Origin of the sequence: uncultured Piscinibacter sp., assembly GCF_937952055.1 — a bacterium.
Taxonomy (GTDB): domain Bacteria; phylum Pseudomonadota; class Gammaproteobacteria; order Burkholderiales; family Burkholderiaceae_C; genus Piscinibacter.
Window position 1 is genome coordinate 273,879 of sequence record NZ_CALFYO010000021.1, and the last position, 22,821, is coordinate 296,699.

24 protein-coding genes are annotated in these 22,821 nt (G+C 69.4%); 15 read left to right on the plus strand and 9 right to left on the minus strand.

All coding sequences use genetic code 11. From position 1 onward, the window contains the following. Window positions 1-6 precede the first annotated feature (6 nt). The 5 genes from Q0599_RS15600 (at window position 7) to Q0599_RS15620 (ending at window position 3,867) form a co-directional block, all read left to right on the plus strand. Window positions 7-321 (plus strand): LapA family protein, encoded by a 315-nt coding sequence (locus tag Q0599_RS15600; RefSeq protein WP_298831140.1) that lies wholly within the window; start codon window positions 7-9, stop codon window positions 319-321. Then, a complete protein-coding gene (gene lapB / locus Q0599_RS15605) occupies window positions 311-1,462 on the plus strand; it encodes a lipopolysaccharide assembly protein LapB (protein WP_298831143.1) in 1,152 nt (383 codons plus the stop codon). The genes Q0599_RS15600 and lapB overlap by 11 nt, the downstream gene beginning before the upstream one ends. Then, a complete protein-coding gene (gene rfaE1, locus Q0599_RS15610) occupies window positions 1,462-2,394 on the plus strand; it encodes a D-glycero-beta-D-manno-heptose-7-phosphate kinase (protein WP_298831145.1) in 933 nt (310 codons plus the stop codon). The genes lapB and rfaE1 overlap by 1 nt, the downstream gene beginning before the upstream one ends. Further along, complete coding sequence (gene rfaD, locus Q0599_RS15615; RefSeq protein WP_298831148.1) at window positions 2,391-3,389, plus strand: ADP-glyceromanno-heptose 6-epimerase; 999 nt, start codon at window positions 2,391-2,393, stop codon at window positions 3,387-3,389. Before rfaE1 ends, rfaD begins: the two co-directional genes overlap by 4 nt. A 136-nt stretch (window positions 3,390-3,525) precedes the next feature. Continuing rightward, window positions 3,526-3,867 (plus strand): helix-hairpin-helix domain-containing protein, encoded by a 342-nt coding sequence (locus Q0599_RS15620; protein WP_298831150.1) that lies wholly within the window; start codon window positions 3,526-3,528, stop codon window positions 3,865-3,867. 84 nt (window positions 3,868-3,951) lie between these two features. Here Q0599_RS15620 and Q0599_RS15625 read toward each other — a convergent pair whose 3' ends face one another. Beyond that, window positions 3,952-5,133: a patatin-like phospholipase family protein gene (locus Q0599_RS15625; RefSeq protein WP_298831155.1), complete on the minus strand. Its 1,182-nt coding sequence runs from the start codon at window positions 5,131-5,133 to the stop codon at window positions 3,952-3,954. Further along, complete coding sequence (gene dnaE / locus Q0599_RS15630; RefSeq protein WP_298831158.1) at window positions 5,130-8,630, minus strand: DNA polymerase III subunit alpha; 3,501 nt, start codon at window positions 8,628-8,630, stop codon at window positions 5,130-5,132. The genes Q0599_RS15625 and dnaE overlap by 4 nt, the downstream gene beginning before the upstream one ends. A gap of 31 nt (window positions 8,631-8,661) precedes the next feature. Between dnaE and Q0599_RS15635 the strand changes: the two genes are divergently transcribed. Genes Q0599_RS15635 through egtB form a run of 3 tightly spaced genes read left to right on the plus strand, consistent with a single transcriptional unit; the run spans window position 8,662 to window position 11,374 of the window. After that, a complete protein-coding gene (locus Q0599_RS15635; RefSeq protein WP_298832720.1) occupies window positions 8,662-9,399 on the plus strand; it encodes a sulfurtransferase in 738 nt (245 codons plus the stop codon). 29 nt (window positions 9,400-9,428) lie between these two features. Continuing rightward, window positions 9,429-10,085 (plus strand): class I SAM-dependent methyltransferase, encoded by a 657-nt coding sequence (locus tag Q0599_RS15640; RefSeq protein WP_298831160.1) that lies wholly within the window; start codon window positions 9,429-9,431, stop codon window positions 10,083-10,085. After that, window positions 10,082-11,374: an ergothioneine biosynthesis protein EgtB gene (gene egtB, locus Q0599_RS15645; protein ID WP_298831161.1), complete on the plus strand. Its 1,293-nt coding sequence runs from the start codon at window positions 10,082-10,084 to the stop codon at window positions 11,372-11,374. Before Q0599_RS15640 ends, egtB begins: the two co-directional genes overlap by 4 nt. Before the next feature lie 2 nt (window positions 11,375-11,376). Here the strand turns inward: egtB and Q0599_RS15650 are convergent, their stop codons facing one another. The 4 genes from Q0599_RS15650 to Q0599_RS15665 are packed head-to-tail and all read right to left on the minus strand — an operon-like array spanning window position 11,377 to window position 14,042. Continuing rightward, entirely contained in the window at window positions 11,377-12,096 is a 720-nt protein-coding gene (locus tag Q0599_RS15650; RefSeq protein ID WP_298831163.1) for a DUF599 domain-containing protein, read from the minus strand. A gap of 21 nt (window positions 12,097-12,117) precedes the next feature. Then, window positions 12,118-12,714 (minus strand): NADPH-dependent FMN reductase, encoded by a 597-nt coding sequence (locus Q0599_RS15655; RefSeq protein WP_298831165.1) that lies wholly within the window; start codon window positions 12,712-12,714, stop codon window positions 12,118-12,120. A 13-nt stretch (window positions 12,715-12,727) separates the two neighbouring features. Continuing rightward, window positions 12,728-13,282, minus strand: a complete 555-nt coding sequence (locus Q0599_RS15660; protein WP_298831168.1) for a flavodoxin family protein — start codon at window positions 13,280-13,282, stop codon at window positions 12,728-12,730. A gap of 37 nt (window positions 13,283-13,319) precedes the next feature. Next, complete coding sequence (locus Q0599_RS15665; RefSeq protein WP_298831170.1) at window positions 13,320-14,042, minus strand: pirin family protein; 723 nt, start codon at window positions 14,040-14,042, stop codon at window positions 13,320-13,322. Between the two features lie 134 nt (window positions 14,043-14,176). On the opposite strand from Q0599_RS15665, the gene Q0599_RS15670 reads away from it, so the two are divergent. The 4 genes from Q0599_RS15670 to Q0599_RS15685 are packed head-to-tail and all read left to right on the plus strand — an operon-like array spanning window position 14,177 to window position 17,357. Continuing rightward, window positions 14,177-15,160 (plus strand): LysR family transcriptional regulator, encoded by a 984-nt coding sequence (locus Q0599_RS15670; RefSeq protein WP_298832721.1) that lies wholly within the window; start codon window positions 14,177-14,179, stop codon window positions 15,158-15,160. Window positions 15,161-15,167: 7 nt separating this feature from the next. Next, complete coding sequence (gene gluQRS / locus Q0599_RS15675) at window positions 15,168-16,055, plus strand: tRNA glutamyl-Q(34) synthetase GluQRS (RefSeq protein WP_298831172.1); 888 nt, start codon at window positions 15,168-15,170, stop codon at window positions 16,053-16,055. Between the two features lie 37 nt (window positions 16,056-16,092). Then, window positions 16,093-16,440, plus strand: coding sequence for an FKBP-type peptidyl-prolyl cis-trans isomerase (locus tag Q0599_RS15680; protein WP_298831174.1), 348 nt, complete (start codon window positions 16,093-16,095; stop codon window positions 16,438-16,440). Between the two features lie 14 nt (window positions 16,441-16,454). Next, window positions 16,455-17,357 carry a transglutaminase family protein gene (locus Q0599_RS15685; protein ID WP_298831176.1) on the plus strand — a complete coding sequence of 301 codons (903 nt, stop codon included), beginning with the start codon at window positions 16,455-16,457 and terminating at the stop codon, window positions 17,355-17,357. Between the two features lie 35 nt (window positions 17,358-17,392). Here Q0599_RS15685 and Q0599_RS15690 read toward each other — a convergent pair whose 3' ends face one another. Beyond that, window positions 17,393-18,763, minus strand: a complete 1,371-nt coding sequence (locus tag Q0599_RS15690) for a DEAD/DEAH box helicase (RefSeq protein ID WP_298831179.1) — start codon at window positions 18,761-18,763, stop codon at window positions 17,393-17,395. 344 nt (window positions 18,764-19,107) lie between these two features. Between Q0599_RS15690 and Q0599_RS15695 the strand changes: the two genes are divergently transcribed. From Q0599_RS15695 to Q0599_RS15705, 3 genes are read left to right on the plus strand one after another with little or no spacing between them, the layout of a single operon-like run. Then, window positions 19,108-19,896, plus strand: a complete 789-nt coding sequence (locus Q0599_RS15695; protein ID WP_298831182.1) for a DUF2189 domain-containing protein — start codon at window positions 19,108-19,110, stop codon at window positions 19,894-19,896. 14 nt (window positions 19,897-19,910) lie between these two features. Beyond that, a complete protein-coding gene (locus Q0599_RS15700) occupies window positions 19,911-20,129 on the plus strand; it encodes a DUF2788 domain-containing protein (protein ID WP_298831186.1) in 219 nt (72 codons plus the stop codon). After that, on the plus strand, window positions 20,126-20,731 hold the full coding sequence (locus tag Q0599_RS15705) for a YitT family protein (protein WP_298831188.1): 606 nt from the start codon (window positions 20,126-20,128) through the stop codon (window positions 20,729-20,731). Before Q0599_RS15700 ends, Q0599_RS15705 begins: the two co-directional genes overlap by 4 nt. A gap of 57 nt (window positions 20,732-20,788) precedes the next feature. Here the strand turns inward: Q0599_RS15705 and phbB are convergent, their stop codons facing one another. Together phbB and Q0599_RS15715 are read right to left on the minus strand one after the other, a co-directional pair. Beyond that, complete coding sequence (gene phbB, locus Q0599_RS15710; RefSeq protein WP_298831191.1) at window positions 20,789-21,526, minus strand: acetoacetyl-CoA reductase; 738 nt, start codon at window positions 21,524-21,526, stop codon at window positions 20,789-20,791. Window positions 21,527-21,563: 37 nt separating this feature from the next. Beyond that, complete coding sequence (locus Q0599_RS15715; protein WP_298831194.1) at window positions 21,564-22,745, minus strand: acetyl-CoA C-acetyltransferase; 1,182 nt, start codon at window positions 22,743-22,745, stop codon at window positions 21,564-21,566. Window positions 22,746-22,821 lie beyond the last annotated feature (76 nt).

Below are 22,821 nucleotides of genomic sequence, written 5' to 3' on the forward strand. Positions count from 1 at the left end.
GACCCGATGCGCTTGTTCGTCTGGCTCGTTCGAGCCGCCCTCTTCTTCCTCCTCTTCGCCTTCGCGCTGAACAACCAGCACGAAGCCTCCATCCGCTGGTTCTTCGGACACGAATGGCGCACGAACATGGTGTTCGTCGTCCTCGCAGCGTTCGCGCTGGGCTGCGTGTTCGGCATCCTCGCCATGCTTCCCAGCTGGTGGCGCCACCGACGCGTGGCGCGGCGGCGCGGGCACGGCGACGCCCAGGACGCCGGCCTCGACACCGCACAGCTGACGCCGCCCCCCCTCACCTCGGAACATCCACCACGCGATGGACTTTGACCTGCAGTGGCTGCTGCTCGGACTGCCGCTGGCCTTCGCGATCGGCTGGCTGGCTTCGCGCTTCGACCTGCGCCAGTGGAGGCGCGAGCAGAAGGACTCGCCCAGGGCCTACTACCAGGGTCTGAACCTGCTGCTCAACGAGCAGCACGACAAGGCCATCGACGCCTTCATCGAGGCCGTGCAGCATGATCCGGACACGTCGGACCTGCACTTCGCGCTGGGCAACCTGTTCCGTCGCCGCGGCGAGTACGAACGCGCGGTGCGCGTGCACGAGCACCTGCTCAATCGCGCCGACCTCCCGGCCTCCGAGCGTGAACGCGCCCAACATGCGTTGGCCCAGGACTTTATGAAGGCCGGCTTGTTCGACCGCGCCGAGCAGGCTTTCCGGGCGCTGGACGGCACGGTGTTCGACACCGAGGCGCGTCTGGCCCTGCTGGCGCTGCATGAGCGCTCGCGCGACTGGCGTGCCGCCGCCGAGGTGGCAGGCAAGCTCGAGCGCAGCGGCAGCGGCTCGTTTGCCACGCGAATCGCCAACCACTGGTGCGAGCTCGCGCTCGAGGCGGACGCGCGCCATCAAGCTGCCGAAGCCGACGAGGCGCTCAAGCGCGCCCACGAAACGGCCCCGCAGGCTGCGCGGCCGATCATCATGGCGGGCCAGCGCGCGCGCGCGCGCGGCGACCACCGCGAGGCACTTCAGCAATGGGGCGCGCTGATGGCGACCCATCCGGCGGCCTTCAATCTCGTCGCGGCCGACTATGCCGAAAGCGCCAGAGCGCTCGGCGAGACGGCTGCCGCTCTCGAGCGACTGGAGATGCTGTACCGGCGCGAGCCGACCACCGACCTGCTCGCTGCGCTCGGCCGCATCGATGGCGACGCGCAGCGTGCGCGCCGGCGCTTGGTCTCGCATCTGCAGCGCCAGCCCGCACTGACCGCCGCGGCCTCGCTGTTGGAGGCGGCGAACGACACGCCGCTGGCCGGCGACGAGATGCAGGCGCTTCGCGACACCGTGACGCGCGCCGCGAAACCACTGCAGCGCTATCGCTGCGCGGCCTGTGCCTTCGAGGCGCAGCACTATTTCTGGCAATGCCCCGGCTGCCTGGGCTGGGACACGTACCCGCCGCAGCGCCAGGAGGACCTTTGATGATCACTCCCACGCGCGAACGCCTGTCCGGGGCCCGGGTGCTGGTGGTCGGCGACGCCATGCTCGACCGCTACTGGTTCGGTGCCGTCGACCGCATCTCGCCCGAAGCACCGGTGCCGGTGGTGCGCGTCAACCGCGAGGAGGAGCGCCTCGGCGGCGCCGCCAACGTGGCCCTGAACGTGAAGACGTTGGGCGCCCGGGCGACGCTGCTGACGGTCGTCGGCGACGACGAGCCGGCACGCACGCTGAAGAAGCTGCTCGAGCGCGAGGGGGTGGCCGCGCTGCTCGGTAGCGACCCGCAGCTCTACACCATCGTCAAGCTGCGCGTCATCGGACGCGCACAGCAGCTCATTCGCGTCGACTTCGAGAACCAGCCCGATCACGAGGTGCTCTCCGGCATGCTCAGCGACTACGAGCGCGTGCTGCCCGAGCACGACGCGGTGCTGTTCTCCGACTACGGCAAGGGCGGCCTCACGCACATCCCGCGCATGATCGAACTGGCGCGGGCTGCCGGCAAGCCGGTCCTGATCGACCCGAAGGGCAGCGACTACAGCCGCTACGCCGGCGCGACGGTGATCACGCCGAACCGCGCCGAGCTGGCGCAGGTGATCGGCACGTGGAGCAGCGAGGAGCAGTTGCACGAGCGCGCGCAGAAGCTGCGCGCAGAACACCGGCTCGACGGCCTGCTGCTCACACGCAGCGAGGAAGGCATGTCGCTGTTCGATGCGCAGGGCCACACGCAGGTACCGGCACAGGCGCGCGAGGTGTTCGACGTCACCGGCGCCGGCGACACCGTGATCGCTGCCATGGCCGCGATGCTCGCCTGCGGCTTCACGCTGCGCGAGGCCATGCCGGTGGCCAATCGCGCCGGCGGCATCGTCGTCGGCAAGTTCGGCACCGCCAGCGTCAGCTACGAGGAGCTCTTCGCATGAGCACGAGAGTGGTGGTCACCGGCGCGGCCGGCATGATCGGCAGCAATATCGTCCATGGCCTGAACGCCATGGGCATCGACGACATCATCGCCGTCGACAACCTGACCCTCGGCGCCAAGTACCGCAATCTGCTCGGCGCGAGCATCAGCGACTACTTCGACAAGACCGACTTCTACGCCCGCTTCGCGCGCGGCGAATTCGGCAAGGTCGAGGCGGTGCTGCACGAGGGCGCCTGCTCCGACACCATGCAGCACGACGGGCGCTACATGCTCGACACCAACTACCGCTGCTCGAAGGACTTGCTCGACGCCTGTCAGGCGCAGGGCACACGCCTGCTCTACGCCAGCTCCGCCGCCACCTACGGCGGCAGCGCCTCGTTCCGCGAGCAGCCGCAGTTCGAGCAGCCGCTGAACGTCTACGGCTACAGCAAACTGCTGTTCGACAACGTCGTACGGCGCATGCTGCCTTCGGCGAAGGCACAGGTCGTCGGCTTCCGCTACTTCAATGTCTACGGCCCGCGCGAGCAGCACAAGGGCCGCATGGCCTCGGTGGCCTTCCACCACTTCCAGCAGTTCCGCGAACACGGCAGGGTCAAGCTGTTCGGCGAGTACGGCGGCTACGGCCCCGGCATGCAGTCGCGCGACTTCGTCTACGTCGACGACGTGGTGGCGGTGAACCTGTGGTTCCTGCAGCACCCCGGCCAAAGCGGCATCTTCAACCTCGGCACCGGCCGCGCCCAGCCCTTCAACGACGTGGCGGTCGCCACCGTCAACGCGGCACGCACCCTGAAGGGGGAGAGCGCGCTGCCCCTGGCGGATCTCCTCTCGCGCGGGCTGGTCGAGTACATCCCCTTCCCCGAAGCGCTGGTTGGCAAGTACCAGTGCTTCACGCAGGCCGATCTCTCCGGGCTGCGCACCACGGGCTGCGACCACGCCTTCGCCGATGTGGCCGCCGGCGTGCAGCGCTACGTGCACTGGCTCGCCAGCAACGGCTGAGACTTCTGCACGCCCCCCGGCGGAGGGGGCACCGGTCGGGTGGCCCGCCGTGGCGATTCACGCCGCACGGTGCCGCCGGAACACTGGCTCCCGAGCCCGCACTACCGCGGCTCGCAACCACCGAAGGAGCCTCATCATGATCAAGTTCATCACTGCCGCTGTCCTCGCCCTCGCCTCCACCGCCGCGTTGGCGGCAACCGACGTCAACAAGGCCACGCGGGCCGAGCTCGAAGCCGTCAAGGGCATCGGCCCGAGCATGGCCACGCGCATCCTCGAGGCGCGCAAGACCGGCAGCTTCAACAACTGGGCCGACCTGCAGGGCCGTGTGAAGGGCGTGGGCGACGGCAACGCGCGCAAGTTCTCCGCCGACGGGCTGACGGTCAACGGCAGCGCCTACAGCGTGACCGACATGCCGCCCAAGGCGAAGGGCGAGAAGGCGCCGGCGAAGAAGACTGCCGAGCCGAAGGCCAGGTCCTGAGCGGGCGTGATCGGCGGCGGGCTGCCCCCAAGCCGGCCGGTGCCCCTCAGGGGCCGGCGCGAAGCGACCTGGCAGCCCGGACCGTCAGGTCCAGCCGAAGAAGGCGCGCACCTCGTTCCTGCGCTCCATCGTATCGGCCATCCCCAGCGCAACGAGTTCGCGCGTGTACGGCGCCTCGAAGAGCAGGTAGCTCGCCAGCGCCGCACCGCGCGCACCCTCGCCGCGGCCCGACACGCCCACACCGCGCAGCATCGCGCGCACCGGTGTCGGCAGGCTGCCAATGTGGCGCGACGCGATGTCGTCCAGACGCTGGCTGGGCGCGATCACCAGCGTCTCGATCGGGCGCAGGGTGGTGTGCGCCAACGCCTCGGGCGGCAGCAGCCTGAGCGTGGCATTGATGCGTTGCAGGCGCTCCACGTCCACCGCCAGCGCGTCGAGGAAAATGTTCGACAGCGCATGTCCGGCGATCTGCGCCAGGTTCGGATACTCCGCGCTGTGCGCGCGCGGCCCCGGTGGCTCGTGCATGCGGCCGGCACCAATGATCAGGATGCGATTGGCCCCCAGGTGCACCGCCGGCGAGATGGGTGCGGCCTGACGCATCGAGCCATCGCCGAAATGTTCGACGCGGCCGTCGATGGGCAGCGGCACGGCCGGAAAGACGAACGGGATCGCCGCGGAGGCCATCAGGTGCGGCACGCCGATGTCGGAGCGCACCGCGATGCGCTGCGACCGCGTCCACGGCAGGATCTCCTTCACCGCATCGTAGAAGGTCACGTGCAGGCCCGAGCCGTAGCTCGACGCCGTCACCGCGATGGCCTGCAGGTGGCCCTGGCGCATCGACTGCTTGAGCTGCTCGGTGCTGACCATGCGGCGCAACAGGTCGGCCGCCGGCGCGTTGTCGAGCAGCGACTTCGGCCTGGCACGCTGCCAGCGCGCGATCACCCAGCCGAGCGAGAGCATGGTCAGCCAGCGCGCGCCGGTGCGCATCACGCCCAGCGAGTCGGCACGGTAGATCTGCTCGGCGTGGAAGCTCTCCCACACCTCGGCGAGCACGCGCACCGCGTCGTCGAAGTTGCCGCAACGGCAAGCCAGCGCCGCCGCGTTGATGGCGCCGGCCGAAGTGCCGGTGATGACCGGGAAGGGGTTTCCGGGCGGCGCCACCGACTCGCGGCGGATCTGCGCCACCGCCTTGAGCACGCCGACCTGGTAGGCGGCGCGCGCACCACCGCCGGTCAACACCAGGCCCGTGGTGCCGTGGTCAGTCACTCGTAGACCACCTCGGCCTTGCCATGGCTCGCCCCGGTGCGCCAGCGCTCCAGCGCCGCGTCGGTGGGATAGAAGCGCGCCGCGTCGCCCAGGTCGATCTCTCCGCTGGCGCGCTCGCGCTGCAGCGCCAGGCGCACCGTCAGGCCCTGCGGCAGGTCGCCGTGCTCGGTGGTCACGCGCCGCGAAGGGAAGTCGCGCAGCACCTCGGCCACCGGCGGCACGCTGCCATTGACCTCGACGCGCAAGTACTTGCCGAAGCGGCAGCGCGCCGCGGCCAGGTCCCAGACCTGCGTGACGTTCAGGCGCAGCCCGCCGGAAAAGCGGTCCGGCTGCACCTTGCCTTGCACGATGACCAGTTCGTCGTCTTTGAGCAGATCGCGGTGCGCGTTGAGCAGATCCTCGTTCGCCACCGCCTCGATCGCCTCCGTCTTGTCGTCGAGCTTGAAGATCGCCACGCGGCCGCGCTGTCCGTTGACCACGCGCAGGTCGCCGACGATGCCGGCCAGCAGCTGCGGCTCGCGGCTGTCGATCAGGTCCGCGTTGCGGCGCCGCGCGATGCGACGCACCTCGTCGGCGCTCTGGTCGAACAGGTGCCCGGAGAGATAGAAGCCCAGCGCCGTCTTCTCGAAGCCGAGCCGCTCCTTGATGCTCCAGGACTCCACGGCGACCAGCGCGGGCTCCTGCGTGCTGGCTGCGTGAGAGTCACCGAAGTCGAACAGACCGCCCTGATCGGCGTTGGCCGCCTGCGTCTCGGCGTAGTCGAAGGCCAAGCCGATGCTGGCCACCATGGCCGAACGCTCGGGGTGCAGCCTGTCGAAGGCGCCGGCCTTGATCAGCGCCTCGACCACGCGCTTGTTGATGCGGCTGCGGTCGACGCGGTTGCAGAAATCGAACAGCGACTTGAACGGACCGCCCTCCTCGCGCGCCGCGATGACCGCCTCGATCGCGCCCTGTCCCGTTCCCTTGATCGCACCCAGGCCGTAGCGCACGACGTCGTCGGCCACCGGCGCGAAGCGGTAGCCGCCGGTGTTGACGTCCGGCGGCTCGAAGGTGATGCCCAGCGCGACGGCGTCGTCGTGGAAGATCTTCAGCTTGTCGGTGTCGTCCAGCGCCACGCTCATGTTGGCGGCGGTGAACTCGGCCAGGTAATGCACCTTCAGGTAGGCCGTGTGGTAGGCCAGCAGGGCGTAGGCAGCGGCGTGCGACTTGTTGAAGCCGTAGCCCGCGAACTTCTCCATCAGGTCGAAGATCTCGTTGGCCTTGGGCTCGGGAATGCCCTTCTTCGCCGCGCCCTCGGCGAAGGTGGCGCGGTGCGCCACCATCTCCTCGAGCTTCTTCTTGCCCATCGCGCGGCGCAGCAGGTCGGCGCCGCCGAGCGTGTAGCCGCCGACGATCTGGGCGACCTGCATCACCTGCTCCTGGTAGACCATGATCCCGTAGGTCTCCTGCAGCACCTCGGCCATCAGCGGATGCGGGTACTCGACCTCCTCGCGGCCGTGCTTGCGCGCGCAGAAGGTCGGGATCAGGTCCATCGGGCCGGGGCGGTACAGCGCCACCAGCGCGATGACGTCCTCGAACACGCTGGGCTTGGCGTCGCGCAGCATGCGCTGCATGCCGGACGATTCCAGCTGGAACACGGCGACCGTCTTGCCCTCGCTCATCAGCCGGTACGAGCCCTTGTCGTTGAGCGGTAGCGTCTCGAAGGCGAAGTCTGCCTGGCCCGGCCGGCGCGCACGGATGAACTCTTTGGCGAGTTCCAGGATGGTCAGCGTGGCCAGGCCGAGGAAGTCGAACTTCACCAGGCCGATGGCCTCGACATCGTCCTTGTCGTACTGGCTCACCGCGCTGTCGCTGCCCGGCTGCTGGTACAGCGGGCAGAAGTCGGTGATCTTGCCCGGCGCGATGAGCACGCCGCCGGCATGCATGCCGACGTTGCGCACGATGCCTTCGACGCGCTCGGCCAGCGCCAGCAGCTCGGCCACCTCTTCCTCGTTCTTCTCGCGCTCCTCGATCTCCGGCGCCTCCTTGCGCGCGTAGATCACGCCGCTGTCCGGAGGATCCGGCGGCCGGCGCAGCGTCACCGTCTTGCCCGGCGGCGCGGGCACCAGCTTGGCCACGCTGTCGACATGGCCGTAGCCCATGCCGAGCACGCGACCCACGTCGCGCAAGGCCGCCTTGGCGGCCATGGTGCCGAAGGTGGCAATCTGGCTCACCGCATCGCGGCCGTACTTCTGCTTGACGTAGTCGATCACGCGGTCGCGGTTGCCCTGGCAAAAGTCGACGTCGAAGTCGGGCATCGACACGCGGTCGGGGTTGAGGAAGCGCTCGAACAGCAGGTTGTAGCGCAGCGGGTCGAGATCGGTGATCTTCAGCGCGTAGGCCACCAGCGAGCCGGCGCCCGAGCCGCGGCCCGGGCCGACCGGGCAGGCATTGTTCTTCGCCCAGTTGATGAAGTCCGCGACGATCAGGAAGTAGCCGGGGAAGCCCATCTTCAGGATGGTCGCGATCTCGAAGTCGAGCCGCTCGACGTAGCGCGGTCGTTCCCGGTCGCGCTCGGCCGCGTCGGGGTAGAGGTGCAGCAGGCGTTCCTCCAGCCCCTCGTGCGAGAGCTGGCGGAAGTAGTCGGCCATCGGCATCGGCTCGCCGTCGACCAACGGCGTCGGGAAATCCGGCAACTGCGGCTTGCCGAGCACCAGGCTCAGGTTGCAGCGCTTGGCGATCTCCACCGAGTTGGCCAGCGCCGACGGGATGTCGGCGAACAGGGCGGCCATCTGCGCGCGCGTCTTGAAGTACTGCTCGCGACTGAAGCGCTTGATGCGCTTGGGGTTCGTCAGCGTCTCGCCTTCGGCGACGCAGACACGCGCCTCGTGGGCCTCGAAGTCCTCGGCGCCGAAGAACTGCACCGGATGGGTGGCGACCACCGGCAGGCCGAGTTCGGCCGCCAGCGGCACCGCGGCACGCACATGGGGCTCGTGGCTGGGCAGGCCGGCGCGCTGCAGTTCGATGTAGAAGCAGCCTGGAAACAGTTGCCCCAGGCGCTGTGCCAGGGACCTGGCACGCGACGCGTCGCCTGCCAGCAGGGCTTGGCCGACCGCACCGAGGTCGCCACCCGACAGCGCGATCAGCCCCGCGCCGTGTTCGGCCAGCCAGTCCCATCGCACCCAGGCCTGGCCGCGATGCTCGTTGTCCAGCCAGCCGCGCGAGAGGATCTCGCACAGGTTCAGGTAGCCCTCGCGGTTGCGCACCAGCAGCAGCAGCCGGCTCGGCAGTTTGTCGCCGCCGTCGGGCTCCAGCCAGACGTCGGCGCCGAGGATCGGTTTGACGCCCTTCTTGCGCGCCGTGCTGTAGAACTTGATGGCGCCGAACAGGTTGCACAGGTCGGTGATGGCCAGCGCGCCCTGCCCGTCCTTCGCCGCCGCGCCGACCATGTCGTCCACCCGCAGCGTGCCATCGACGACGGAGAACTCGGTGTGGGTGCGAAGGTGGATGAAGTCCATGAGCGGCATTCTAGGGAACGTGCTCTCTAGAATCCGGAACGTGAACGTGCTGAACATCTCCGCCTACCGCTTCGTTGAACTGCCCGATGCGGCCACGCTGCGCGAGCGCGTCCGCGAGCGCGCTGCCACGGCCGGCCTCATGGGCACGGTGCTGCTCGCCGAGGAAGGCATCAACCTGTTCCTCGCCGGCGCGCCCGAGGGCGTGCGCGGCTTTGTCGCCTGGTTGCACGAGGACGCGCGCTTCACCGGCTTGGCGCCGAAGGAGAGCTGGTCCGCGACCGTGCCCTTCGGCAAGCTGCGCGTGAAGCTCAAGCGCGAGATCATCCGCATGAACCACCCGGCCATCCGCCCGCATGCCGCGCGCGCGCCGGCGGTCGATTCGCGCACGCTGGCGCGCTGGCTCGATGCCGGCCACGACGACGAGGGCCGGCCGGTGGTCACGCTGGACACGCGCAATGCCTTCGAGGTCGACCAGGGTCGCTTCGCCGGCGCGCTGGACTGGCGAATCGGCCGCTTCAGCGAGTTCCCGGCTGCGGCGCTGGCGCATCGCGAGCAGATGCGCGGCAAGACCGTGGTGAGCTACTGCACCGGTGGCATCCGCTGCGAAAAGGCGGCGCTGTTCCTGCACGACGCGGGCGTCGAGCGCGTGCTGCAGCTCGAGGGCGGCATCCTCAAGTACTTCGAGGAGACCGGCGGCCGCCACTTCGAGGGCGCCTGCTTCGTGTTCGACGAACGCGAGCGGCTCGATGCCGCGCTGCAACCGGTGTAAGGTGCGCGAGCGGCGGTCGACCGATCGTGATGACCGCCCCGCACGCCATGCCCACCGCCGACAACCTGCGCTCGATCGACAAGTACCGCCGCACCGCGGCCGGCTACGACGCGACCACCGGACCCACCTGGCCAATCCGCATGCGCTGCATCGGTCTGCTGGCGCTGCGCGAGGGGGACACGGTGCTCGACGTCGGCTGCGGCACCGGCCTGAGCTTCGAGCCGCTGGTGCAGCGCATCGGCCGCGGCGGCCGGCTGATCGCCTTCGAGCAGAGCCCGGAGATGCATGCCCAGGCCGAGGCCCGCGCCGTTGCGCTGCGCGCGGCCGGCTGGGCGGTGGACCTGTTCTGCGCAAGCGCCGAAGACGTCCGGCTGGGTGCCGTGCCCGACGCGACGCTGTGGCACTACGTGCACGACATCAGCCGCACGCCGGCAGCGCTGGACAACCTGTTCGCCCAGTTCCGCCCGGGCACGCGTCTGGCCCTTGCCGGCATGAAGTTCTTCCCCTGGTGGCTGGCGCCGCTGAACCTGCTCGCCTGGCTGAAGAACCGGCCCTACAACGTGCATGCGCACGAAATGCACGAGCCCTGGCGCCTGGTCGCGCAGCGGCTCGACGGTTTCGCCTGGGAGCCCACGCAGTGGGGCATGGGCTACATCGGCTCGGGCGTGGTCAAGGAGTTCGCGTGACGAAGCCGGCGCGCGCGGCTGCGGATCGGCATACCGACAGCCTCGCCGCGGAGTTCGCCCGCGTCCGTGCCACCACCCTGGCGCTGGCCGCGCCGCTGACAGCAGAGGACTGCCAGGTGCAGTCCATGCCTGACGCGAGCCCGGTCAAGTGGCACCTCGGCCATGTGAGCTGGTTCTTCGAGACCTTCGTGCTCGAGCGCTTCGAGCCCGGGTTCCGGCCCTTCGATCCGGCCTATCGCGTGCTCTTCAACAGTTACTACCAGGGCATCGGCGAGCAGTCGCCGCGGGCGCGGCGCGGCCTGATCCTGCAGCCCGGCCTGGAGGTGGTGAAGACCTACCGCGCCCAGATCGACGAGCGCATTGCCGCGCTGCTGGACGTGCGCCGCGGCGACACCGAACTGGCCGAGCTCGTCACACTCGGCCTGCAGCACGAGCAGCAGCACCAGGAACTCATCCTCACCGACATCAAGCACGCGCTGTCGTTCAGCCCGGCCCACCGCCCCTATGCGAATCGCTGGCCGATGGCGCGCGTGCAGCCGGCGCCAACCCGATGGTTCGGCGTCGACGGCGGGCTCGTCGAGCACGGCCACGACGAACTGCTCGACGGCGGCTTCCGTTTCGACAACGAGACACCCCGCCATCGCGTCTTCATCGAGCCCTTCGAGCTGGCCTCGCGGCCCGTCAGCTTCGGCGAGTTCATCGACTTCGTCGCCGACGGCGGCTACCGCCGGCCCGAGCTGTGGCTGTCGCTCGGCTGGGACTGGGTGTGCGCGCACGCACGGCAATCGCCGCTGTACTGGCAGCGCGACGGCCAGCAATGGTTCAACCACACGCTGCAGGGCCGCATCGAGATCGACCCGCACACGCCCGTGTGCCACCTGAGCTACTTCGAGGCCGATGCGTTTGCACGCTGGGCCGGGGCACGCCTGCCCACCGAGGCGGAGTGGGAACTGGCGGCGCGACGCTTCGGCGATGCACGCACCGGCCACTTCGCCGATCGGGGCGCGTTCCATCCCCTGCCGCCTTCGGTCGCGGCCGATGCGGCACCGGTGCAGTTGTTCGGCGACGTCTGGGAGTGGACCGCCTCGGCCTACCTGCCCTACCCCTGCTTTCGCCCCTGGGCCGGCGCGGTGGGCGAGTACAACGGCAAGTTCATGTGCAACCAGTTCGTGCTGCGCGGGGGCTCCTGCGCGACGCCGGCCGGCCACGTCCGCGCAAGCTACCGCAACTTCTTCCCGCCCGAGGCGCAGTGGCAGTTCAGCGGCCTGCGGCTGGCGCGCAACGCCTGAGCTCAGCCTTTCAGCACGGCCAGCACGTCCGAGCGGAACTCGCGCTGGTAGAGGATGTAGACCACGCCTGTGGTGGCGATGGCGAACACCAGCGGCGAGAAGAACCAGCCGATCGCCGCAAAGGCGAAGTAATAGGCGCGCAGACCGTCGTTGAACGTTTCCGCGGCCATGCCGACGACTCGGCCGGCACGCTCGGCGAACGACTGGCGCAGCGCCTCACCCTCGGGACCCATCTCGACGAGTTGGTCCCGCTCGGGGATCGCGCCCACCAGCAGGGCGCCGAAGGTGTACTGGCGCAGCGACCAGGTGAAGCGGAAGAAGGCGTAGACGAACACGCCGAGCAGCAGCACCACCTTCATGTCGAACACCAGCACCGAAGTGCGCGCCGCGAAGGGGATCTCGCGCACCAGTTCGCTCGCCTTCTCGGTGGTGCCGAGCACGGCGAGCAGACCGCCGATGATCAGGATGGTGGTGGAGGCGAAGAACGACGGGCTGGTCGACAGGTTCTGGATGACGATGCCGTCGACGACGCGCACCTCGCGGTAGGTGGACTGCAGCATCCATTGCCGGCGGATGCGGTTGGTGGTGTCCAGCAGCGAGGGCTGCAGCGTGCTGCGCCGTTTGGCGAACACCGCATAGCCCGCCCAGCCGACGAAGAAGGCGGCCACCGCCGCCCAGTCCGTCCAGGGCAACAACCCGAGCACCTTGATCGCCGTCTCCATGAGGGCGACTGTATCAAGCGATCACGTGCCGGCCTTCAGTGCCCCTGCCACCTTGATCAGCGAGACCACCACCGCCTCGACGGACGCCTGCTGCCGGGCATCCTTCAGCGCGCCAGCCTCGTCGAAGGCCTCGTTGGCCTTGGGCAGCGCGAACTGCTGCGGTACCACCAGCATTGCGATGGTCATGCCGAGGTAATGGCGCGTGAAGTTCAGCGAGCGCAGCGCACCCAGCGGACCGGGCGAGGCGCTGAGCAGGCCCAGCGGCTTACCGCTGCTCGCCGCCAGCCCCGACGGCGCTTCGCCCTCGGGCTGCAGGCGCGACAGCCAGTCGAAGCTGTTGATCAGCAGCGGCGTCGGGAAGCCGTTGTACTCCGGCGCCGAGAACAGCACGCCGTCGCTGGCGCGCAGCGCGTCGCGCAGGCGGCGCGCGCCTTCGGGCACGCCGGAGGCCTTCTCGAGATCGGCGTCGTACAGCGGCAGTCCGAGTGCACGCAAGTCGAGCGGCTCGACCTGCGCGCCGCGTGCTTCGGCCGCCCTCGCGGCGACGTCGACCAGCTTGCGGTTCCACGAGCCGGTTCGCGAACTCCCGGAGATCGCCAGCAGGCGCAGCGTGCCCATGGCCGTGCCCGGCTCAGCCGAAGACTTTCGCAGCGACTCCGGCCACGCGTGTGCCGAAGGCCTTGGCCGTGGCGATGTCGCCCGCCACCATCTCGTCGGGCGAAGCGTCCGAAGGCGTGGCCGTCATCAGGCCGGAGAACGAACCGACGTAGTTGACGTCGTCGCGCGTCGCCGCCTTGGCGTTGCTGGGCATCAGGCCGGTGCCGACCCACAGCATGCTGTGCTGCTGCGACAGCGTAAAGAAGTAGTGCATCGTCGACAGCTTGTCGCCATTCATCGTCGCGGAGTTGGTGAAGCCAGCCGCCAGCTTGTCCTTCCACTGCTGGGTGAACCAGGGCTTGGACGAAGCATCGGCGAACTTCTTGAACTGCCAGCTGACGCTGCCCATGTAGGTCGGCGAGCCGAACACGATCATCTTCGCGGCGGCGAGCTGTTCCCAGCCGCCGTCGGGCAGGTTGCCCTCGGCATCGATGGCCAGCAGCGCGGCGCCGGAGGTCGAAGCCACCGCCTCGGCGATCTTCTTGGTATGGCCGTAGCCGCTGTGATAGACGATGACGATCTTGGACATCTCGGAACTCCAGGGTTGACGTAGGGAAAGACAGGAATCAGGCGGCGAGGTCGAACACCAGCACCTCGGCGTCACGCCCGCCCGCCAGGGCGATACGCGACTCGCCGGCGATCAGCGCCGCGTCGCCACCGCGCAGCCTCTGTTCGTTGACGGTCAGTTCGCCGCGCACCAAGTGCACGTAGCCGCGGCGCGCCGGATCGAGCGGCAGCTCGACCGACTCGGCGCCGTCGAGCAGGCCGGCATACAGCGCCGCGTCGGCATGGATCCGCACCGAGCCTTCGCGGCCATCGCGGCTGGCGACGAGCCGCAGGCGTCCGCGCTTCTCCGCCGGCTCGAATCGACGCTGCTCGTAGCTCGGCGCGACGCCGGGTTCGTCGGGTTCGATCCAGATCTGCAGGAAGTGCGTGGTCGCGTCCTTCGCGTGATTGAACTCGCTGTGGCGCACGCCGGTGCCGGCGCTCATGCGCTGCACGTCGCCGGGGCGGATCACGCCGCTGTGCGCGCCGCCGGCCTGGCCATTGCCCATGCTGTCCTGGTGGGCGAGTTCGCCTTCGAGCACGTAGCTGATGATCTCCATGTCGCGGTGGCCGTGCGTGCCGAAGCCGGTGCCGGGGGCGATGCGGTCCTCGTTGATGACGCGCAGGTTGCCCCAGCCCATGTGTTTCGGGTCGAAGTAGTCGGCGAACGAGAAGCTGTGAAAGCTCTTCAGCCAGCCGTGGTCGGCATAGCCGCGATCGCAGGACTTGCGCAGCGTGATCATGGTGCGGGCTCTCCGGGTGGGTCGCGAAGTCGATGAAGACAATGTAGGGCGCGGGCTCCCGCGCTCCAGCCCGCCGGGCTTGAAGCTCACGTTCAAATAAGATGAACAGCTTGTCGAACCCGCCCGATGTCACCATGCCCGACCGCCGCAACGTGCTCACGCCCGAAGCCCTCGCGATGATGGACACCATTGCGCGCACCGGCAGCTTCGCCGCGGCGGCGCGCGAGCTCGGCAAGGTGCCTTCGGCACTGACCTACAACGTGCGTCAGCTCGAAGACGCGCTCGACGTGCTGCTGTTCGACCGCAGCTCGCGGCAGGCGCAGCTCACCGCTGCCGGCGAGGAACTGCTCCACGAGGGCCGGCGCCTGCTCGCCGAGATGGATGCGGTGGCCAACCGCGTCAGACGTGTCGCGACCGGCTGGGAGACGCAACTCACCATCGCGGTCGACGCGATCATCTCCCAGGTGACGGTGTTCGAGCTGTGCGAGGCCTTCTACGCGCGCTGTGCCGAGCAGAAGGTCGAGCACGGCACGCGGCTGCGGCTGCGCAGCGAGGTGCTCGCCGGCACCTGGGAGGCCCTGCTCAGCGGCCAGGCGGATCTCGCCATCGGCGTGGGCACGCATTCGTCGCCGCCGCCGGGCATCGAGTTCGCATTGCTCGGCGAGATCGACTTCATTTTCGCCGTCGCGCCGCACCATCCGCTGGCGGCGCACGAGGGGCCGATCGGCGATGCCGAGCTGATCAAGCACCGTGCGGTGGCGGTGGCCGACTCGGCGCAGCGGCTCGCGCCGATCACGGTGAACATCCTGCCCGGTCAGGACGTGCTGACGGTGAGCAGCACGCTGGCCAAGATCGAGGCGCAGATCCGCTGCATGGGCTGCGGCTACATTCCCGAGCCGATGGCGCGGCCGCACGTCGAGGCGGGTCGGCTCGTCGTCAAGCAGGTGGAGCGCACGCGGCAACCGGCGCAGATGGGCTACGCCTGGCGCGCTGGCATCGGCGCGAAAGGCAAGCGGCTGCCGCTGGGCCTGGCGCTGCAATGGTGGCTGGGCCAGCTGGAGAGCCCGGCGACACGGCGCGCACTGCTCGAGCGGCACGCCGGCCCGTGGGGTGGATGAACCGCGCATGAGCGGCTACGTCGGCCGCTTCGCGCCCTCGCCCACCGGGCCGCTGCACGCCGGCTCGCTGGTCGCCGCGCTGGCCTCCTGGCTGGATGCGCGAGCGCACGGCGGGCGCTGGCTGCTGCGCATCGAGGACGTCGACACGCCGCGCTGCATACCCGGGGCCGACCGCGAGATCGTCGCGCAACTCGCTGCCTGCGGCCTCGTGCCCGACGAAGCGCCGCTGTGGCAGTCCGAGCGCGGCGCGCTCTACCAAGCCGCGCTCGAGCGATTGATCACGGCAGGCTGGGCCTATCCGTGCGGCTGCACGCGGCGCGACATCGAACTGGCCCTGGAGGCACGCGGAAAGTCCCGGCCGCGTGGCGGCGAACTCGTCTATCCCGGCACCTGCCGCGACGGCCTGCACGGCCGCGCGGCGCGCGCGATGCGCATGCGCACCTCGCTGGGCCCGCCCGAGGCGGAGACGCCGATCGAGTGGGTCGACCGCCGCCTCGGCGCGCAGCGCCAGCTCCTCGCCGACGCCGTCGGCGACTTCGTGCTCAGGCGCGCGGACGGCCTGTGGGCCTACCAGCTCGCCGTCGTGGTGGACGATGCGGCGCAGGGCATCACCGACGTCGTGCGCGGCGAGGACCTCGCCGACAACACGCCGCGGCAGATCCTGCTGCAGCGCGCGCTGGGCCTGCCGACGCCGCGCTACCTGCACACGCCGCTGGTGCTGGGCGCGAACGGCGAGAAGCTCTCCAAGCAGAACGGCGCGACGGCACTGGACCTGCGCGAGCCGCTCGCCGAGCTGGGCGCCGCGGCGAAGGTGCTCGGCCTGACGGTCGATGCGCACGACGTGCCGACCTTCCTCGCGCGCGCCAGCGCGGCCTGGCGGCGCATGCTGGCATGATGGCGGCCCGTTTCCAACCAACCGACGAAAGCCCGCCATGGTTACGACCGATTCCGGCCTCCAGTACGAAGACACCACCGTCGGCGCCGGCGCCGAAGCGCGCGCCGGCCAGCACGTCACCGTGCACTACACGGGCTGGCTGTACGAAGGCGGCACCAGGGGCGCCAAGTTCGACAGCAGCAAGGACCGCAACGACCCGTTCCAGTTCGGCCTCGGCCAGGGCATGGTGATCCGTGGCTGGGACGAAGGCGTGCAGGGCATGAAGGTCGGCGGCACGCGAGTGCTCGTCATCCCGCCGCAGCTCGGCTACGGCGCGCGCGGCGCCGGCGGCGTGATCCCGCCGAACGCGTCGCTGATGTTCGAGGTCGAGCTGCTCGCCGTCTGAGCGAAGGCGTGGCCATGGATCCGGTGCGGTACGACATCGTCCACACCACGGTCTACCGCTACCGCGAACCGGTGCTGTTCGGTGAGCACCGGGTCATGTTCCGCCCGCGAGACAGCCACGACCTGCGCGTGCTCGCCACCGACCTGCGGGTCAGCCCGCAGGCCTCGGTGCGCTTGATCCAGGACCCGCATTCCAACTCGATCGCCATCGTGCAACCGCTCGAGGCGGGCGCGGAGCTGCGCATCGTTTGCAGCTTCACGATCGAGCATGCCCATTCGCACAACCTGGAACTGCCGATCGCGCCGGCTGCGGAGTTCTTCCCCTTCGCCTACAGCGTCGAGGAGCGCTTCGACCTGGAGCACTACCTGCGCCCGCACCACGACGACCCCCAAGGCCGGCTGACCGCCTGGGCACGGCAGTTCATTCGCACCGACGGGCCGACGGCCACGCGCGACCTGCTGGTGCAGATGAATCAGCACATCCGCGACACCTTCACCTACCAGGCTCGCGACGAAGAGGGCACGCAGGACCCGCTGCAGACGCTGGACAAGGGCAGCGGCAGCTGCCGCGACTTCGCACTGCTGATGATGGAAGCGGCTCGCCGCCTGGGCGTGGCAACACGCTTCGTGTCGGGCTACCTCTACGACCCGGCGCTCGACGAAGCGGGCGGCGAGGCGTCGGCCATGGTCGGCGCGGGCAGCACGCACGCCTGGCTGCAGGCCTACCTGCCCGGCGCGGGCTGGGTACCGTTCGACCCGACCAACAACCTGCTCGGCGGCAACACGCTGATCCGCGTCGGCGTGGCGCGCGACCCGACCCAGGCTGCGCCGGTGTCGGGCTCCTGGTTCGGTCCGGCGGATGCCTATCTCGGCCTGCAGGCCACCGTGCAGGTGCGCCGGCAGCGCGGCGACACCTGAACAGGGTTCGGTTCGACGCCCCGGGCGACGGGCAATCAGCGCTCGAACGGGCTCGAGCGGCGCGGGCCCTGCGGTCTCGCGCCCGACGGGCGCGGACCGGCCGCGAACGGCCGCTTGCCGAACGACTTCTTCTCGCCGTAAGGCTTGGGGCCGAAGGGCTTGGCGCCGAACGGCTTCGGGCCGCCGAAGCGGCCACGTTCCGGCGCGCCTTCCGGACGCTGCGCGAAGATGCGCGGCTCCGGCGCCTTGGGTTCGAGGCCGGGCACCGTCGCCACCGGGATCGGCTGCGTCGTGAAGTGCTGGATGCGGCGGATCATGCCCACGTCCATGCGCTCGGCCAGCGTCACCGCCAGGCCGTTGCGGCCGGCACGCCCGGTGCGGCCGATGCGGTGCACGTAGTCCTCGGCCTTCATCGGCAGGCCGTAGTTGATGACGTGGCTGATGGTCGGCACGTCGATGCCGCGGGCCGCCACGTCGGTGGCCACGAGAACGCGCAGGTGCTTGTTGCGCAGGCCCTGCAGCACGCGGTTGCGCCGCCCCTGCGGCATGCCGCCGTGCAGCGAGGCCACGGCGTGGCCCAGCTCTGCCAGGCGGTCGGCGAGCCAGTCGGCATCGCGCTGCGTGCTGGTGAACACCACCGCCTGCTCGAGCTCACGCTCGGTCAGGATGTGGTCGAGCAGCGCGTTCTTGTGGTGCGCGTTGTCGGCCCAGTGCAGGCGCTGCTCGATGTTGACGTGCGTGTCCGTGTGCGAGGCCACGTCGATGCGCTGCGGCTCGCGCAGCAGATTGCGCGCGAGGTTGCCGACGTTGCCGGCGAAGGTGGCGCTGTACATCACCGTCTGGCGGGACGCCGGCACGTGGTCGGCGATGGTGTTGATGTCGTCGATGAAGCCCATGTCGAGCATGCGGTCGGCTTCGTCGAGCACCAGCATCTCGACGTTCTCCAGCACGGCCTTGCCGGTCTGCAGGTGGTCGAGCAGACGGCCCGGCGTGGCAATCAGGATGTCCAGCGGACCGCGCAGCGCCTTCAGCTGCGCCGGGTAGGGCACGCCGCCGACGATCGTCGTCACGCGCAGCCCCGGCACGTGGCGGCCATAAGTGTCGGCCGCCTTGGCGACCTGCATGGCGAGCTCGCGTGTCGGCGCCAGCACGAGGATGCGCGGGCCGTAGACCACGCCCTTCTCGCGCCGCTTGCTGTGGTCGCCGCGCGCGGCGAGGATGCGCTGCAGCGCCGGCAGGATGAACGACGCGGTCTTGCCGCTGCCCGTGCTGGCCGAGACCATCAGGTCGCGGCCCTGCAGCGCCGGTGGGATGGCCTGCTGCTGGACTTCGGTGGCACTGTCGTAGCCCGAATCGGCCACGGCTTTGACGAGGGCTTCTTGCAGGCCCAGGGAATCGAAACTCATGCTTCTCTTTCGCAGATGCAACGGCGCAAGGCGCCGCCGGGCCGCCCATGCTGGGCAGCCCTGTCAGGTCGCGGGGAACGTTCGTGGGAAGGCTCGAAGCGACGGCATCGCCGCCAACCTGGCCCACGCCTGAAGGCGAGAGAGTTTCGAGAAGCGGCGCAGCAGACGCGCACCGCGAGGACCGAAACGAAGGTCGAAGGTGATGAACGGAAACGCCCGACCGGAGTCGGACGCTGGGCCGCATTGTAGCCGCTTTGCGGCGGGCCTGCTGCGCCGCACCATGAACCGCACCACATGACCTTGGTCAAGCGTTACAGGCCGGTACGCTGGCAGACTGGCCACCCATGCGCGAAAGCCCTGCCCTCGTCGAGTCCCGCCGCTTCGGCACGCGCACCGTGCCCCTGCTGCGCCCGTTGGGATGGCTGGTGGTGGGCTGGCGCGACTTCGTGCGCTGCCCGCTGCCGGGCTTGCTGCACGGTGTGCTGCTGGCGGTGTTCGGCGGTGCGCTGCTGTGGGCCGCGCGCAACCAGTTCTGGCTGCTCTCGGGCGCCTTTTCCGGGTTCCTGCTCGTCGCGCCCATCCTCGCCACCGGCCTGTACGCGGTGAGCCGCACGCTGCAACGCGAAGGCCGCGCCGACCTCGGCGTCGCGCTGCGCGTCTGGCGCCCTCGCGATGGCCGGCTGATTGTGTTCGGCGTGCTGCTCGCCTTCGCCGGCACCGGCTGGGTGATGACTTCTGCCGCACTGATCACCGGCTTCACGCCGGCGCCGGTGCGCAACCCGAGCGAGTTCATCCGCGTCGTCGTGCTCGCCGAGCAGGGCCACCTGTTCGAGATCTGGTTGGCCCTGGGCGGCGTACTCGCCGCACCGGTGTTCGCCTCCAGCGTGGTGGCCATCCCGCTGCTGCTCGACCGCGAGATCGGCGTGCTCGCCGCGGTGTTCACCAGCTGGCGCGTGGTGATGGAGAACCCGGTGCCGCTCGCATTGTGGGCCGGGCTGATCATGGCGCTTACCTTGGTGGGCATGGCCACGCTGATGCTCGGCCTGGTCGTGGTGGTGCCCTGGGTCGCACATGCGAGCTGGCACGCCTACCGCGACCTGGTCGACACCTCCGGCCTCGCCGAACGGCCCTGACTCCGGCCATCGACATGTTCGGCTACAGCGAGGACCAGATCGCGCAGTTCGGGCTGACCTTCGGCGTCAGCGCGTTCATGCTCTACATGGTCTTCATCATCCTGCAGCTCGCGCGCGAATCGAAGGCCGGCAAGTTCGGCACCTTCGTGTTGCTGCTGGGCCTGGGCGTGGGCCTGATCGGCTTCGCGGCCAAGGGCCTGATCAAGTTCTTCCTGGCGGGAGTCGTCGAATGAGCACCGGTGCGCTGCGACACGCTTGGTACGACGACGCACTCGCCTTCGTCACGGGTACGCTGTTCATCGCCTTCGGCGTGGCCATGTTCACCCATGCGGGCCTGCTCACCGGCGGCACGGCCGGCGTGGCCTTCCTCGCACACTACGCGACGGGCTTCGGCTTCGGGCCCCTGTTCTTCCTCATCAACCTGCCGTTCTACGTGCTCGCCTGGCGGGCGATGGGGCGGACCTTCACGCTGAAGACCTTTGCCGCGGTAACGCTGCTGTCGGCGCTGACGAGCGCGGTGCCGCGCTGGGCCGGCTTCGCGGTGCTCGACCCCTGGTTCGCGGCCATCGCCGGCGGCCTGCTGATGGGTGCCGGCTTCCTCGTGCTGTTCCGCCACCACGCCAGCCTGGGCGGCCTGAACATCCTCGTGCTGGTGCTGCAGAAGCGATTCGGCTGGCGCGCCGGCTGGGTGCAGATGGGCATCGACGGCGCGATCCTGCTCGCCTCGCTGGCGCTGGTGGAGCCGCAGCGCATCCTCCTGTCGATCGTCGGGGCGCTGGCGTTGAACCTCACGCTGGCGCTCAACCACCGGCCGGGGCGTTACGTGGCGTTCTGAACGGCCATGAAAAAACCCGGCGCGAAGCCGGGTTCGTGCTGCACCGCCTGCGCGGGCTCAGCCCATGTGCAAACCGCCGTTCACGGAGAAGTCCGCGCCGGTCGCGAACCCCGACTCGTCCGACGCCACCCACGACACGATCGAGGCGATGTCCTCCGGCGTGCCCAGGCGCTTGACCGGGATGCCGGCGACGATCTTGTCCAGCACTTCCTGCTTGATCGCCTTGACCATGTCGGTGGCGATGTAGCCCGGGCTCACGGTGTTCACCGTCACCCCCTTGTTGGCCACTTCCTGCGCCAGCGCCATCGTGAAGCCGTGCATGCCGGCCTTGGCGGCGGAGTAGTTGGTCTGGCCGAACTGGCCCTTCTCGCCGTTGACCGAGCTGATGTTGACGATGCGGCCCCAGCCCTTGTCGAGCATGCCCTCGATCACCTGCTTGGTGACGTTGAACAGGCTGGTCAGATTGGTCTCGATCACCGCGTCCCAGTCGGCACGGCTCATCTTGCGGAACATGCCGTCGCGCGTGATGCCGGCGTTGTTCACCAGCACGTCCACCGTGCCGTGCTCGGCCTTGACCTTCTCGAACGCGGCGACCGTCGAGTCCCAGTCGCCCACGTTGCCGACGGATGCGTAGAAGGTGTAACCCAGCGCCTTCTGCTCGCCGAGCCACTTGTTGAAGTCACGGCTCGGGCCGCAGCCCGCGATGACCTTGAACCCGTCCTTGTGCAGGCGCTGGCACATCGCAGTGCCGATGCCACCCATGCCGCCCGTCACGTACGCAAGCTTCTGAGCCATGTGTCTCTCCTGGTTGAAATCGTGTTGTGTGTCCGCTTCAGCGCTCGACCGTCAGCGCCACGCCCATGCCGCCGCCGATGCACAGCGAGGCAATGCCCTTCTTGGCATTGCGGCGCTGCATCTCGTGCAGCAGCGTGACGAGGATGCGGCAACCGGAGGCGCCGATCGGGTGGCCGATGGCAATGGCGCCGCCGTTGACGTTGACCTTGCTGGTGTCCCAGCCCATCTCCTGGTGCACCGCGCAGGCCTGCGCAGCGAATGCCTCGTTGATCTCGAGCAGGTCGAGGTCGGCGGCCTTCCAGCCGGCGCGCTGCAGTGCACGCTGGCTGGCCGGCACCGGGCCCATGCCCATGGTCGCCGGGTCGAGGCCGGCGCTGGCGTAACTGGCGATGCGCGCCAGCGGCGTCAGGCCGAGCTTGTCGGCGCTCTTGGCGCTCATCACCACCACGCCGGCGGCGCCGTCGTTCAGGCCGGACGCGTTGCCGGCAGTCACGCTGCCGGCCTTGTCGAAGGCCGGGCGCAGGCCGGCCAGTCCTTCGGCGCTGGTCTTGCGATTGAGGAACTCGTCGTTGGCGAAGACGATCGGGTCGCCCTTCTTCTGCGCGATGCTGAACGGCACGATCTCGTCCTTGAACTTGCCGGCATCCTGCGCGGCGGCGGCCTTCTGCTGCGAGGCCAGCGCCAGCGCGTCCTGGGCCTCGCGGCTGACGCCGTACTTCTTCGCCACGTTCTCGGCCGTGATGCCCATGTGGTACTGGTTGTAGACGTCCCACAGGCCGTCGACGATCATCGAGTCGACCAGCTTCCAGTCGCCCATGCGCTGGCCGTTGCGGGAGTTGGGCAACACGTGCGGCGCAAGGCTCATGTTTTCCTGGCCGCCGGCGATGACGATCTCGGAGTCGCCATCGCGGATCGCCTGTGCTGCGAGCATGACCGCCTTCAGACCCGATCCGCAGACCTTGTTGATGGTCATCGCCGGGACGTGCTGGGGCAGTCCCGACTTGATGACGGACTGGCGTGCCGGGTTCTGCCCGGCGCCGGCCTGCAGCACCTGGCCGAGGATGACCTCGCCGATCTGCCCGCCTTCCAGCTTGGCGCGCTTGAGCAGCTCGGCGATCACCGCGGCGCCGAGTTCGGGCGCGGGGGTGGCGGCGAGCGTACCGCCGAACTTGCCGACGGCAGTGCGGGCGGCGGCGACGATCACGATGTCGGTGGTCATGAGCGAGTCTCCTGCGATGGAACGGGTCGGTGGATGAGTTCTGTCAGGTCACACTGTCGCGCTTCGCCGATGAGGC